This window comes from Chitinophaga lutea, from assembly GCF_003813775.1.
In the GTDB taxonomy this organism is placed as follows: Bacteria; Bacteroidota; Bacteroidia; order Chitinophagales; family Chitinophagaceae; genus Chitinophaga; species Chitinophaga lutea.
The window spans coordinates 2,946,284-2,960,997 of the sequence record NZ_RPDH01000001.1; the positions used below are offsets into that span (position 1 = coordinate 2,946,284).

Annotated in this window: 8 protein-coding genes; 5 read left to right on the forward strand and 3 right to left on the reverse strand. The window is 53.3% G+C overall.

What is annotated here, in order from left to right; all coding sequences use genetic code 11:
* Window positions 1-5 precede the first annotated feature (5 nt).
* Both EGT74_RS11960 and EGT74_RS11965 read right to left on the reverse strand, forming a co-directional pair.
* Complete coding sequence (locus tag EGT74_RS11960; protein ID WP_220392846.1) at window positions 6-1,265, reverse strand: hypothetical protein; 1,260 nt, start codon at window positions 1,263-1,265, stop codon at window positions 6-8.
* Window positions 1,240-3,627 (reverse strand): hypothetical protein, encoded by a 2,388-nt coding sequence (locus EGT74_RS11965; RefSeq protein WP_123846728.1) that lies wholly within the window; start codon window positions 3,625-3,627, stop codon window positions 1,240-1,242. The genes EGT74_RS11960 and EGT74_RS11965 overlap by 26 nt, the downstream gene beginning before the upstream one ends.
* 356 nt (window positions 3,628-3,983) lie before the next feature.
* Here EGT74_RS11965 and EGT74_RS11970 point away from each other — a divergent pair, with 356 nt between their 5' ends.
* Both EGT74_RS11970 and EGT74_RS11975 read left to right on the forward strand, forming a co-directional pair.
* Complete coding sequence (locus tag EGT74_RS11970; RefSeq protein WP_158618105.1) at window positions 3,984-7,037, forward strand: sensor histidine kinase; 3,054 nt, start codon at window positions 3,984-3,986, stop codon at window positions 7,035-7,037.
* On the forward strand, window positions 7,034-7,795 hold the full coding sequence (locus EGT74_RS11975; protein ID WP_158618106.1) for a LytR/AlgR family response regulator transcription factor: 762 nt from the start codon (window positions 7,034-7,036) through the stop codon (window positions 7,793-7,795). Before EGT74_RS11970 ends, EGT74_RS11975 begins: the two co-directional genes overlap by 4 nt.
* Window positions 7,796-7,883: 88 nt before the next feature.
* Here EGT74_RS11975 and EGT74_RS11980 read toward each other — a convergent pair whose 3' ends face one another.
* Window positions 7,884-8,177 (reverse strand): hypothetical protein, encoded by a 294-nt coding sequence (locus tag EGT74_RS11980; protein WP_123846731.1) that lies wholly within the window; start codon window positions 8,175-8,177, stop codon window positions 7,884-7,886.
* Between the two features lie 189 nt (window positions 8,178-8,366).
* Here EGT74_RS11980 and EGT74_RS11985 point away from each other — a divergent pair, with 189 nt between their 5' ends.
* The 3 genes from EGT74_RS11985 to EGT74_RS11995 all read left to right on the forward strand — a co-directional run bounded on the left by EGT74_RS11985 (window position 8,367) and on the right by EGT74_RS11995 (window position 14,349).
* The gene (locus EGT74_RS11985; protein WP_123846732.1) at window positions 8,367-9,152 is read left to right on the forward strand and encodes an ImuA family protein; all 786 of its coding nucleotides are present in this window, start codon (window positions 8,367-8,369) and stop codon (window positions 9,150-9,152) included.
* 220 nt (window positions 9,153-9,372) lie between these two features.
* Window positions 9,373-10,875, forward strand: coding sequence for a Y-family DNA polymerase (locus tag EGT74_RS11990; protein ID WP_123846733.1), 1,503 nt, complete (start codon window positions 9,373-9,375; stop codon window positions 10,873-10,875).
* A 264-nt stretch (window positions 10,876-11,139) separates the two neighbouring features.
* On the forward strand, window positions 11,140-14,349 hold the full coding sequence (locus EGT74_RS11995; protein ID WP_123846734.1) for an error-prone DNA polymerase: 3,210 nt from the start codon (window positions 11,140-11,142) through the stop codon (window positions 14,347-14,349).
* Window positions 14,350-14,714 lie beyond the last annotated feature (365 nt).

Below are 14,714 nucleotides of genomic sequence, written 5' to 3' on the forward strand. Positions count from 1 at the left end.
TGGGGTTATTGAATCGAGTTTCCTAAAAGATGCATCCAGGCCTGTTGCTGCTGCAGATACGCCGCGGCCTTTGCGGGCATGGTGGTTACCTGGTACCCGTTCCAGGCAAGCCTTGCCAGCGGCGCCTGCAGCAACAGCGGCGCGGATGTGTAGAATGCGTTTCCATATGTACCTGCCAGGCGTTCGAGACTGTCGGGGTGAACCGCCATCACATCGATGCACTGCGAAATACTTTTGCCCCGGAAGCCGCGGAGTGGAAAGTGGAGCAGCAGATGCACGATTTCGGGTAGCACCGGCAACGATGCGCGGATAAGTTTTTCCGCCGCCGGCCTCGCTGCCGCAACAGGATGTTTTTGTATCCAATGACTGCGCATCTTATCCCAAACCCCTTCGCCAAAGGCCTGCCGGCAACATTCCGTGCCAATCAGCACCCGCAGGAAACTGATAGGATGCGGATCGCCGGGAGAGTAGCGGAACACGTCGCGTGAAGCGCCGTCCACCACATCGTGCAAGGCGGCCACCGATGCAAAACCGGTGTGGGCGAAGGCAAAAATATCCGCGGCAATTTCCGATGCCCAGGCGGCCCAGCTGTTGGCGAAATCTTCCCCGTGTTTTTTCAGGCCGAGGCGCAGGGCCGTTGCCAGTTCATCGTTCCAGCCGGTGAGGTGGGCCACCTGGTGCCCGGCTTCATGAATGAGGGCCGTAGGCCGCAGCAGGTTATGCCGTACGATCTTGATGGCGGCCACCGGATTTTCAGAATCGTCCCACAGCCGCAGGCCGGCTTTGAGAATGGAGGCGCCCATGCCTTTGTCGATGTATGTGAGCACTGCCGGCGTGGGAATACGAAGCGGTTCCAGTAACGTGCGCATGCTGTGCCCGGCAATGTAGTCGCAGGCTTTGAGAATGGCGGTGGTTTCCGGGGTGGTTCTGGTCACCAGCGCGTCGGCATAAAAGTCCAGCAGCGTTTCTACCTGACAATATGCGCGTTTGAACGTTTCAATCGCCCGGAGCCGCTCGCGGTAAGGAGTGGATTTGTCCTGCACCTGTCCGAGCATGACTTCTCCCTTCCGCACGAGCGACTCAACAGAACGGTGCAGTTCCCTGCGGAGGTTGGGCTGCACGTACTGTTCAAGCCCTTTCCAGGCGGCGGCCCCGGCCAGCGCATCCAGGTCGAGGAGGCGCCGCGCGGCTTCGAGCCAGTGGTTGGCCTGTATCAGCGCCGGGCGGTAGGGCGTGCTGTTAGTATTGATAGCCTGCGCTTGCATGAATCACCGTTTCGGAAGGCTGGTCAGCAAAGAGATTTTCTTTGACACCGGAGAAATTACCGGCGAATGCATCATTGAGCACGGCCATGTCCGGCGGATTGGAGAAGGAGATGCGAAGGCTCACACCGTCTGCATGATCTTCTGCGGCTTTGACGAATTGTTCGGCCTGCTCACGCAGGAAACCGATGAAAGCCTTGCCGGCCCAAGCGGTAACCGCCTCGCCGAACGCGCGGATAATCACCGGCGGAACGTTGTCGATGGCCATGCCGGAGCGGTTGCCGGGTAACACTTTCGGGTGTATGATGCGGAGATAATCGGATTTCCCGTAGCTGAAAATATGTTTCATGCCTTCGCGGAATGCCATCATAAGCATGATCTGCGCGGCTTCGGGCTGATTCTTTTTCCGGAGGCAGGCGGCAATGGCCTGCGCATCGTGCTCGCCCAGGTAGAGTGTGAGCGCTGCATGACTGGCGGGGAAATTGAGCTGTGCCTTCAGGTGGGTATGGCGGCGCAGTACCTGCCTGCCGTTGAGCGGCTGGAAATACTGGGGCCTCGCGCCGTCTATCTCGAGATAATAATACCGGTGGCCACGACCGCTTTTTTGTTTTTGCAAACACTGGCTTTTACGGCAGCCTAAGCCCGGCTCGCGCATGAGCAGGCCGGCGGCGATGGAAGTAAACGGATGCAGCTGCATCCAGGCGCTTCTGGCCCCGGAGCCCAGCCCGCGCACGCCCCTGGCCTTTTTGGCGATCTGGTAAAGATCGTGCCGCGGGGACGATTCAAACAGGTGAACCCGCACCGGAATGGTCGAATTTACCTGGATGCCCATCCTGTCGCGAAGGAACACCGCCAGCGGAATGCCGCCGAAAGTTTTGATTTCGTTGGCGATATATGGATTGATTTCGGTATCGATCACTTCGCTCAATACTTTATTCCCGCCATCCTCTTCCGCCTCTTCATTTTTCCACATCACGGATCTTTCGTTGGATTCGCGGAGCTCCGGTTTGGCGTTGTAGGCCTGCTCCGGCAACAGATCCGGCAGGTAGGCGGCGGCGGACTGTTCAAAAGCGTTCACGATATAACGCTCGAAAAGCTGCCGGTCTTCCAGCACATACTGCGGAAACTCCGGTATCTGTCGGATGGTGTTTTCCACTACTTCCGCCACGGCGGTGTTGGCGCTGGTATTGGCTGCGGCTTCGAGGTTGAGCATGGCAAACCCCTTGTCTACCAGCAGTCTTGAAAGGGCCTGCGAATTTTCTTTGCCGGCCAGCGGGGCGATGAGTTTGCTTACCAGCGATACGGCCCAGCCTTTCAGTCTTTCGCGGCCCACCAGTGGCACGGCGAATTTGAGGGCGGTGGTAACGGCAGTCACGAATTCTTCTACGGCAGGGGCGGGACTTTCCCCGTCTTCCAGCTCATTAAGCGCGGTCACAAAATTGTCTTTCGCATTGTCGGTTGCCTCATACGCATTGTCGTCGCCGGTTTCCAGCACCCGGTCGAGTTCCATCTCCAGGGATTTCCATTCGGTTTCGTTGTCGGCCATCAGCAACTGTGCGGTAGCGGCATTCAGTCCGTCCTGGATGTTCTCCGCCGCATCGCGGGTGGAATCCTGTTCCGCCGGGGCCTGAGCCGCAGCGGGTATATTGACGGCAGGCTGCAGGCTGGGCGGGAGTATTTTACCGGCAAGCGTCTGAGCGATGCCGCGATATTTTTCGGGCAGCAGGTTCGTGCCTTTCTGGAGGATGCCGGCGAGGAACTTTTTCATCACACCTTTGATCCGGTTGAAAATGGGTCCCAGCGCCAGGTTGGCAGCGAACTTGCCTACTTTGACGATGCCTTTTTTGATTTTGCCCACGGCGCCTACGGCTTTTTTCGCCAGCTTCTTCAGCCCGCCCAGGAATTGTTCCTGCACTTCGGTGAGGTCGGCCGTGTTGAATTCATATTCGTCGAGGAATGATTCGATTTCCCCGATGTCTTTGGCCGAAGTGTCTGCTTCATAGCCTTGCTGCGACATCGTATCGAGGAATTCGTCGACCTCCCTTACCAGCGGTTTGTAATAGTTCTGGGTGAGCTGGCGGGTATAATGTTCGTTGTTCATATATCGTTCCCGCGAGATGTAGCGTTCCTGGAAATCTTTGACCTCATTGAGCAGGTCTTCCAGCTGTTCGTTGAATTCATCGTCGTGGAGCTCGTTCATGACGCTGACGAAACTTTCGGCCTTACGGTCGGTGCCGGTTTGCCGGCCATTGAGTTTACCGACAACCCGGAATGGGCTTTCCGTATAACTTTCGGGTTCTGCCGGTAATTTTTCGGGGGGCGTTTCCCGCTCGAGGTTGGGAAACAACAGGAAGGGTGTGTCCATATTGCAATTTTTTGGGGTTGAATACTCGGTTTTCGTTCATCTGTGCATCATGCTGCCTGTAGCTTTGTATCTGGCCTCCAACGTCTTTTGGGGCGGCAGCCTGTATGGCCTGTGCTTTTCGAATAGGTTTACCTGCGTATGCCGGGTACGCCGTTCCACACGAAAGTATTGGCAAAATATCATTTGCGGGCCCGGGAAACAGGTAACGGCAGGTTTGGCCTGATAACGGCGAACATCCTTTTGCTAAAGGGTTTGCGCGGATTATTTTCACGCAGGAATCATATTTGTCGTAGCTTTAGGTAATTGTTTTTGCTACCCCCATGAGAAAATATGTACGGCATATCTTTCTGATCTGTTTGACAGCGCTGTGTGGCGTTCCCTCAATTGCCCAGTGGGCCGCATCCTCTTTTGAACGTTATACCATTCAACAGGGACTGTCCGATAACAACGTTTTCTGTATTACGCAGGACGGGCAGGGGTATATCTGGCTGGGCACCGAAAACGGGCTCAACCGCTTCGACGGCAATGCCTTTACCAGCTACTATCACGATACCAGCGGCCGCAGCATTCCTGGCAATCACATTATCGGTCTGAAGCGCGCAGGCCCACATGAAATACTGGTGCTGACGCAGAAAGGCGTGCATGCGCTGCACACACTGCGGATGGAAGGCCGCAACTATTTATTGCCAGAAACGGAGCGGACACGCACCAATCAGAACCGGCTGGTAGATGTACTGCGGCTAAAAAACGGCGCACTGGCTGTCAGTTCATCGCTGGGCTTTTACGTGATGAACCCCGACACCGGGCTGGCCTTCAGTTTCAACCGGTTGAAAGCCGGTGGCGAAGGGGCGTCAGTGGCTAATTACGGACAGAATATGTTCCAGCTGGGGAACGGGAACGTTTTGTTGTTTACGCGGCAGGAAGGCATATCGCTGTATGTAACGTCCACCCGCAGGTTCATCCGGTACCGCACCGCGCTGCCGGCCGGCCTCCACGAATTCAACCAGCCCTGGCTGGTACGCTACCAGCTCGATTCGGAACGTTTCCTGCTGGTGCATCAGTCTAAAGACAGTATCACCTGCTATAACACTAACGGGAATACGAAGTATGTATCTGTTATCCCGTCGTCTATCCGGCAGGAACTGACGAACGAAAGCCGCATATTCCCGCTGCCCGGCAACCGTTTTGCATTGATGTCAGTACGTTCGGGACTGTTTGTTTTTCATCTTGCGTCCAATGGCAGTATCCGGTTTGAAGAAACACCACTGTTGAAAGAATACAAATGCAATTATGTATTTACGGATCGTGAAGGCCGGGTATGGGTAGGCACTTCGCTGGGGCTGCTGCGTGAACGGAAAGATCAGCCGTTTTTTACATCCCGGCAGCTGAACGACGGAAAGGCCGGGAGTTTTGCCCAGTTTTATGCCTTGTTGCGGCACCGGGACCGTTTTTATATCGCAAGCGCTTCCCCGCAGATCGTGATCACGGTGGCAGATACGGCCACCATGAAAGTGATCCGGCGTATTCCGCTTCCGGCCACAGCACAGGCACAAATGCAACTCCCCTCTATCCAGTGTTATTATGGCGATACGCTTTGGATAGGCACGAACAACGGCATCATATGGCTTGATACCCGGAGCCACAGAACCGGCCATGTGGAAGTGCCGCCCCTGCTGAAGGGGAAACGCATCCACCTGGCGCCGGCCATGAAAAACGGCGATGCCTGGATGGTGTCGCAGTGGGAAGGTATTGTGACGAGGTACAATATCCGGCAGCGCACATTTACCTGCTACACCGGGAAAACCAATCCGGCGCTGCCTTTCGATCGGGTAAAGCACGTGGTGTACGACGCCTACGGCGATGTGTGGATTTCAGGGCACAGCCTGGCGCGCTGGAGTTACAGGAGTGGGAAATTCGACGATACGGTCATCAGCCGTTATAACGGCATCAATAAAAATGAAGATAACATCCTCGCCATCTGTGCGGATGCACGAGGTTCCCTGTGGCTGCATAGTTTCGAGAACGGGCTGCAGGAATACCGCATCCGGGAAAACCGGTTTGTGAACCATACCTGGAGCGACGGTTTTTCTTCCAATGCCATCGTGAACCTCAGCAACCGTGAGGTGAAAGGGAAAATATGGTTTTCCACGCCCAGCAACCAGGTGGGCAATATCGACCTCGATACGAGGAAATTTAACCTGTATGGTGCACGCGACGGGTTGCCGGAAGAGCGCCCCGGTTCGCGTTATATTTTTTACGACGAGGAGGCCGGCCGGTGTTATGCGCTGACCTCGAATTACCTGGTAAGGTTTTCCCCTGATGAAGAGCCTGCCGTGGCCAATGTGAGCCCCATCCTGATAGAACAGGTCGCTGCTCCCGATGTGCTCCTCCATTATCCCGGCGATACCGTCCGTTTCCCTTACCAGCGTAACGATGTGGCAGTCCGTTTTACCATGGTCAGCTATAGTCATAATCCCGACAATCTTTTTTTCTACCGCATCAACGAAGCGAAGGCCTGGATACCGCTCAGGAATCAGCGGAGCATCAACATGAATGGCCTGTCGCCCGGCGCCTACAATCTCTGGATCAAAGCTGTGGGAAAACATGGCGATGAGCAGCTCAGACGACTGACGATCATCATCAGGCCGCCTTTCTGGGAAACATGGTGGTTTATCGTACTGCTGGCGTTGCTGGCCGGATCGGCCGGTTATGCAGTGCTCAGGTGGCGGGAAAGGATGCAACAGAAAAAGCTGGAACTGGCCGTGCTGAACCAGCAGCTCACGGAAATGGAAATGAAGGCGCTGCATGCGCAGATGAACCCGCATTTTATTTTCAATTGTCTCAACAGCATCCTCGGCATGATCATCTATCACCGGAACGAGGAAGCGTACCGGTACCTCAACCGTTTCGCAGCACTTATCCGCCAGAACCTCGATCACAGCAAGCGTTCTTTTATCACGCTGCAACAGAATATCGATTACCTGCACAATTATCTCAAAATGGAACAACTGCGTTTCACCAACTTCGAATATGAAATGAAGGTCGACGACCGCCTCAATACTGCCGAAATCATGATCGCGCCCATGCTGATACAGCCTCTCGCAGAAAATGCTATCTGGCATGGGCTGCAGGCCGTGGAAGATAAAAAGCAGCTCTGGATATCCTTTTCGAAAGATACCGATTACCTGGTGTGTGAAATTGAAGATAACGGCATCGGTATCAAACGAGCGTCGGCCGATAGCAGTACCACGCAGCATCACCTTTCCATCGGCATCGACAATATCCGTAAAAGGATCGGGCTGTTGCAGCAGAAATATAATACGGATTGTATCCTCAGTTTCCTGGATAAAGGCGACAAAGGAACGGGCGAAAGCGGCACCATCGTAACCCTTACATGGAAAATCATATGATCAGAGCTATTATTACAGACGACGAAGTGCGCAGCGTGGAAACCCTGCGCAGATTGCTGGAGATGTATTGCCCGGCCGTGAAAGTGGTGGCGGAATGTTACAGCGCCGAATCCACCCGCCGGCAGATCGCCCTGCACCGCCCCGATTTGTTGTTTCTCGACATTGCCATGCCCGGCAAAAGCGGGCTGGATTTGCTGCATGAGCTGGGCGAAACGCCATTCGAGATCATTTTCATTACCGCATTCAATGAATTTATGACGCAGGCTTTCCGTTTCAGTGCCATCGATTATATTCTGAAGCCGGTAGATGAGGAATTGCTGGTGAAGGCCGTCAGCCGGGTGGAAAAGCGGATGAGCCTGGCCGCCGCGCCCGCTTCCATGGAAGCGCTGCGGTATAATCTGAAGAATCTTCAGCATCCGCAGGAAATGAAGATCTGTATCCCGCATGCCAAAGGATTTGTACTGGTGCACCTGGCGGATATCATTTACTGCGAGGCCAATAATACATATACCACTTTTTTCCTGACCAGCGGGAAACCGTTCGTTTCGTCGAAGTCGATCATCGATTTTGAGCTGCTGCTGCAGGATACATCTTTCTGCCGGATCCACAAGTCGTTTCTGGTGAATATGCTGCACATCAAAGAGTATGTGAAAGGGGAAGGGGGGAGTGTTATTTTGAGCAATAATGCGGAACTGGAGGTGTCGCGCCGGAAAAAAGATCATTTCCTGGCACGTGTGAAGGAGTATTATAAATTTTAAGGAGGACTGCGTGGCGCAGCCCTCCTTGATGTCCGGGAGGGAGCCGTTTCATTACCAGATGAGTTCCCGGAGTTTTATATGTCAGGATTTATTCTTCGGGTTTGTTTTTGATCTGGGATGGTTTCAGGAATACCTTTTTCCCTTTGTCGTCCACGTAGTACTTACGGTCCTTATTATCGATATAAACCACCTGGCCGTTCGGCCCCTGTTTGCCTTTGTATATTTTATCTTTTATGGCGGAAACCCCTTTGACGGCAGTGGAAGCAGCTTTATTGCCTACTTTCTTAGCCGTGCTGTCGATACCCTGTGCAAAACTGTCGGCGGCCGTGAAAGTGAGGCCGAGCCCTAATATGGCTGCGAGAATGTAAATGCGCTTGCTCATGATCAGTATTTTTTAAGAAGAAATCCAAAAATGGTGCCATCTGTGGGCCAGAAAACAGCAGTAGCGGGCATTTTGGGGAAGATTGGGTGTTTCGGGAGGGTAAATGCGGCAAAATAAACACCCTGAAATGCTAAAATATTTAGTATTATTGCTAAATAATTGAGTGTTGCACCTTAACCTTTATTAGACATGTCGAGCAGTAAGGCAGATATCATCGCTGCCCTTCAGCGGGAGATTCTTTCCCTGCAGGGTTATAGAGCTGAGGGGGATGATGTTGCCGTGAAAGTGGGTTTGGAGTCGATTATGCGGTCTTTTTCCGGCGCGGTGTTTCCCACCGGCGCTATTCATGAATTTTTAACGGAGGCACCGGAGCAGACGGCGGCATCTGGTGGTTTTATCACCGGCCTGCTGGCTGCGCTCATGCAGCGTGGTGGGGCATGTATCTGGATTAGTACGACGGGCAGATTGTTTCCGCCTGCGCTGAAGGCGTTCGGAGTGGAGCCCGACCGGTTCATTTTTATAAACCTGGAGCGGGAAAAAGATGTGCTATGGGCGATGGAGGAGTGTTTGAAATGTGAAGGACTGGCTGCTGTGATAGCGGACCTGGCCGACATCAGTTTTGCCCAGTCGAGAAGACTGCAGCTGGCAGTGGAGCAAAGCAGGGTAACGGCGTTTATCCTGCGCACGAGCTCGCGGAAACTGCAGCCGATTGCGAGCACTGCACGCTGGAAGATTGCGCCTTTGCCCAGCCGGCTGGAAGACGGGATGCCGGGTGTGGGATTTCCCTGCTGGCATGTAGAGCTATTAAAAGTGCGCAACGGTTATCCCGGGATGTGGAAAGTGGAATGGCTGGCAGATCACTTCGTAGTGTTGCCCGAACGTCCTGTGGCTGTGCCGGAGCGTCCTGCGGCGGCTGCTATAGCGGAACGCCAGGTGCTTACGGTAGTGGCCGGGCGAAAGCGGGAAGTGGGGTAGAAAGCAGGTGCTGTTGGAAACGAAATGTGGGATGGGGGAATTGAGTGCATTTGGACGGAATATGTGTTTGGCTGGAATATTAGTGCCATCCGCATAAAAAAATCAGCAAAGAAGATTATGTGAATATGCGATGATGATAAAGAAGTAAGGGATAAGGTGTTACTTGACGGAACTGTTCATTTCGGACGGCTCCTGGTCATCGAATGAGAAACTTGACACGATGGCAAAGCGATATGTTGCAATATGGTTCCGCCATTTGATGACGGACTGGATGATTCGCCGCCAGCCTGCACTGAAGGATATTCCTTTTGTATTGGCAATCGCTGTGCATGGCCGGATGGTGGTGGATGCCGCCAGCAAAACCGCCGGCATGCAGGGGATCACTACAGGCACGCCAGTAGCTGATGCAAAGGCGATAGTGCCGGGTTTGGAGGTGTTTGACAGCCGCCCGGGCGCGGAAGCAAAACTGCTCAAAGCATTGGGGGAATGGTGTATCCGTTATACGCCGGAAGTGGGAGTGGACCTGCCGGATGGCCTGATGCTGGATGTCAGCGGATGTGCGCATCTGTGGGGCGGAGAACGGGCTTATTTGAAAGAGATCGTCATCAAGCTGAGATCGCTGGGATACGATGCCCGCGCGGCGATGGCAGACACGATCGGCGCGGCCTGGGCTGTGGCGCGTTACGGGCAGACATCACCCCTCATCAACAGCGGAGAACAACTGCAGGCAATACTTCCCCTGCATCCCGCTTCGTTGCGTCTCGAGCCTGAGGTGGTAGTGCGGTTGCAGAAGCTGGGATTTCACCGTATCGCCGGCTTCATCAATATGCCGCGTGGAGTGCTGCGAAGACGTTTCGGGGAGGGGTTGTTGCTACGACTGGGGCAGGCGCTGGGCGAAGAAGAGGAATTTCTGCAGCTTATTTATATCCACCCGCCTTATCAGGAAAGACTGCCTTGCCTGGAGCCGATCACAACGGCGACCGGGATCGGGATTGCCGTTAAACGTTTACTGGAAACACTTTGCAAACGCCTCGAAACAGAAAATAAAGGACTGAGAACCGCCGTGCTGAAGTGTTACCGTGTGGATGGCATAACCGTTCAGGCGGACATTGGCACCGGCCACGCATCGCACAATGCGGCGCATCTTTATAAATTATTCGAGCTTAAAATACCCGCCATAGAACCTGCGCTCGGTATCGAGTTATTTGTGCTCGAAGCGCCGGAAGTGGAAGAAGCCAGCCCGCCACAGGAAAAATTGTGGGCTGCAGGGCCGGGCCTGGAAAACGCCGTGGTGGCGGAGCTGCTCGACAGGCTGGCCGGTAAGATAGGAGCGGAAGCCATCTGCCGCTTTTTACCGGCCGAACATTACTGGCCCGAAAGATCGGCGAAGCCGGCCGCCTCCATACAGGATAAACCGGCTACGGGCTGGCGGCTCGACAGGCCAAGGCCCGTGCTGTTGTTGCCCAACCCGGAATTGATCAGGGTCAGCGCACCCATTCCCGATTATCCGCCCATGCTTTTTCATTACCGGGGCAAATTGCATCGCGTAAAGAAAGCAGATGGCCCGGAGCGCATCGAACGCGAATGGTGGCTGGACCCTGGTGAACATCGTGATTATTATACGGTGGAAGATGAAGAGGGACGGCGCTATTGGGTGTTCAGATCGGGGCATTATGATAAAGACCGGCATCACCATTGGTTTATGCATGGTTTTTTCGCCTGAAGCACGGGGAGCTGCATTGAAAGTTACAGCGTTATGGATGGCAATGAAGCGCTGTAAGGAAAGTATAGCGCCTAAATGCGATGGTAAAAATAGAAAGAAGTGCGCAATGCAGATGCTTGCAGGGGATACGTCAGATAGAGGTATACCTGATTAAATGAAAGACCCTGTATGGGCAATGCATCGTATATGCCTGTATGAAACGTTGCGAATGAAGCTATGGCCTGCCTGAGGAAGAAGGCTCATTCATTGATGAGAAGGTAGAATATGCACTACACCGAACTACAGGTTACCAGTAATTTCAGTTTTCTCCGAGGCGCTTCGCATCCTGAGGAACTGGTAAGCCAGGCAGCAATGCTCGGCTATACGACTATTGCCATCACTGACCGCAATAGTTTTGCCGGCATCGTACGTGGCCACGTAGCGGCAAAAGAAAGCGGGATCCGGATTATCCCCGCTTGCCGGTTGGATCTGCTGGATGGTCCCAGCCTGCTGGCTTATCCCACCGATCGTGAGGCATATGGCCGGTTGTCGGGTTTATTAACTACCGGGAATCTCCGTGCCGAAAAAGGAGAATGTCATCTATACCGGCAGGATGTGTATGCTCATTGCAAAGGCATAAAATTCATCGTCATACCGCCTGCAGCATTAAATGCACAGTTTGATTTTGAGGATGGCTTCAAAAGCGCTTTGCAGCAATACAGAGAGGCGTTGGGTGAGCACCTCTACATCGCCGCCACCCGCACTTATGCGGGAGATGATCAGAAAAAACTGCACAGGATTTTCCTGTTGGGGAAAACACTCAACATCCCGATGGCAGCCACTAACGATGTGCATTACCATATTCCGGAACGCCGGGAATTACAGGATGTGCTCACCTGCGTACGCGAAAAGTGCACGATCTATAATGCGGGTTACCGGCTCCTTAGCAATGCCGAGCGCTACCTGAAACCTGAAGACGAAATGAGGCGGCTCTTTTTAAGATACCCTGACGCCATCCGCCACAGTCAGGAGATTGCGGATGCCTGTCATTTTAACCTCAATAGTCTTCAGTATGAGTATCCTGAAGAAATTACCACTGATGGCCGCGCCCCGCAGGAGGAGTTGGAGCATCTCGCCTGGAAAGGTGCGCATGATTATTATGGCGCCGATATTCCCGAGAAGGTGACCAAAGCCATTAATCATGAACTGAGCTTCATAAAGGAGAAGAATTACGCATCTTATTTCTTGACGGTACATGATATTGTGAATTTTGCCCGTAATGAAAATATCTTATGCCAGGGCCGAGGTTCCGCCGCCAATTCAGCTGTATGCTACTGCTTAGGGATCACAGCTGTTGATCCCGATAAATTTGATGTGTTATTCGAGCGTTTCATTTCATCCGCGCGGGATGAGCCACCTGATATTGATGTGGACTTCGAGCATGAACGGCGGGAAGAGGTGATTCAATATATCTATAAAAAATATGGTCGCGATCGTGCCGCCATCGTAGCCACCGTCACCCAGCAGCATTACAAAGGCGCTGTCCGGGATGTAGGGAAAGCCATGGGCTTATCAGCTGATATGCTGGACCGCCTGAGCGGAACACACCTGGATTTTGATGATGAAGGCTTGGATGAGGCAGCTGTGCGTGAGCAGGGCCTGAATCCCGCCGATCCGCATTTGCGGAAGGTACTGGAACTGACCGGCCAGATGATGGGATTCCCCCGTCAGCTAGGGCAGCACACGGGAGGGTTCGTGATTACCCGGGGCAAATTATCGGATTTATGTCCCGTGCTCAATGCACGGATGGAAAACAGGACTTGTATTGAGTGGAATAAAGACGACATCGACGCGCTGGGTTTTCTGAAAATAGATGTGCTGGCGCTGGGGATGCTCACCTGTATCCGAAAGGCATTCACCCTGGTGGAACAACATTATGCCCGGGTGCTCACCTTGGCTAACATCCCGCAGGATATCCCGGCAGTATATGAAATGATCAGCCATGCCGATACCATTGGTGTATTCCAGATCGAAAGCAGGGCGCAGCAATCAATGCTTCCGAGGCTGAGGCCGGCCAAGTTTTATGACCTGGTGATAGAAGTCGCCATTGTAAGGCCCGGGCCGATTCAGGGAGATATGGTGCACCCATATCTGAGGCGGCGTAATAAAGAAGAGGATGTTGAGTATCCCCGCGAAGAACTGAGAGAAATTCTCGAACGAACCCTGGGGGTACCATTATTTCAGGAACAGGCGATGAAAATTGCGATGGTGGCGGCTAAATTTTCAGCGGCGGATGCTGATGGGCTTCGAAGGAGCATGGCCACTTTCAAACATATTGGAAAGGTGAGCAAATATGAAAAGATGTTGGTGGAAGGAATGATGAACAGGGGATACGAAGAAGAATTTGCCCGCCGCATTTTCCGCCAGCTGGAAGGTTTCGGCAGCTACGGTTTTCCTGAAAGTCACGCTGCGAGCTTCGCCTTGCTGGTGTACGTCAGCTCCTGGCTCAAATGTTTTTTCCCGGATGTATTCGCAACGGCGCTGCTGAACAGCATGCCGATGGGATTCTATCAACCTGCGCAAATCGTGATTGATGCCCGGAATCATGGCGTGGTGGTGCGGCCGGTGGATGTGAACCATTCCATGTGGGACAATACCCTGGAATCACAAACGGGCCCTTACCGATATCACGCCGTTCGCCTCGGGTTCCGGCAGGTAACCGGCCTGAAACTCGCAGATATGGAAGTATTGATAGCAGCCCGTGGTGAAGGATACACCAGCATTACCAGCATCCGGGAAGCAGGCGTGTCCGAAACAGCACTAGAAAAACTCGCAGATGCGGATGCCTTCCGCTCCATGGAACTCGACCGCCGGCAGGCGCTGTGGGAAGTATCCGCTCTGCACGACCGGCCCCTGGCACTGTTCGCCGGTCAACCATCCGCAAGTGCCCATGAAGCACAGGTTTCACTGCCCTTCATGACCGATGCGGAACATGTGTTACAGGATTATGCGGCTACTACACTTTCCCTCAAGGCCCATCCCGTCAGCTTCGTGCGTGAAAAACTACAACTACTGCATGTGTCGTCCACGTACGAAATCAACAATGCCAGGGACGGCGATCAGGTAAAGGTGGCCGGCCTGGTACTGGTGCGGCAACGCCCCGGAACAGCGTCCGGCATATGCTTCATCACGATAGAAGATGAAACGGGCGTGGCCAATCTCGTCGTTTTTGAAAAGCTGTTCGAAAAATACCGGAGGGAAATCGTTCAGTCGAGGTTGCTGATGGTAGAAGGAAAGCTGCAGCGGGAAGGGGAGGTGGTGCATGTGATTGTCAGGCAATGTTTCGACCTGTCTAAATTGCTCCGTGGATTACTGACACCGGAAGGCGATGGGCAGCCGGTACTGATTTCCCAGGCAGATACCGGTCAGCGGCAGGAGCAAATGCGCGAGGCCGAGGCGAAGGAAGTGTTTTCGAAGGGAAGGAATTTTAAATAGACACGCCTTGGAACCGCAATTATATGCAGAGGATCTAATAAAAGATTATGTGGAAATTTTCTCCGCCGGATTTGACTAATTCACTGTTGCCTCATTTCCCGGCTTTAAACAGCGTGGTCAATTGTGTTATATTTTGATTTTCTAATCGAAACTCTTCTATGAAACCGGATTATCATGATAGGTTTGCCTCCCCCCAGTCCAAATGGAAGGAGGGAAATGAGTAGGCTGATACGGAAACAGGTGTCCAAGTTTTTGCGTAACTACCAGTTGTGAACCCTATGCTGACGTGCAGCGATACCAAATGTGAGCCTGGGTGTTCCTGGTATCTTTCCTGGTCCGGAAAATTTGTAAAAAACACTGTATGT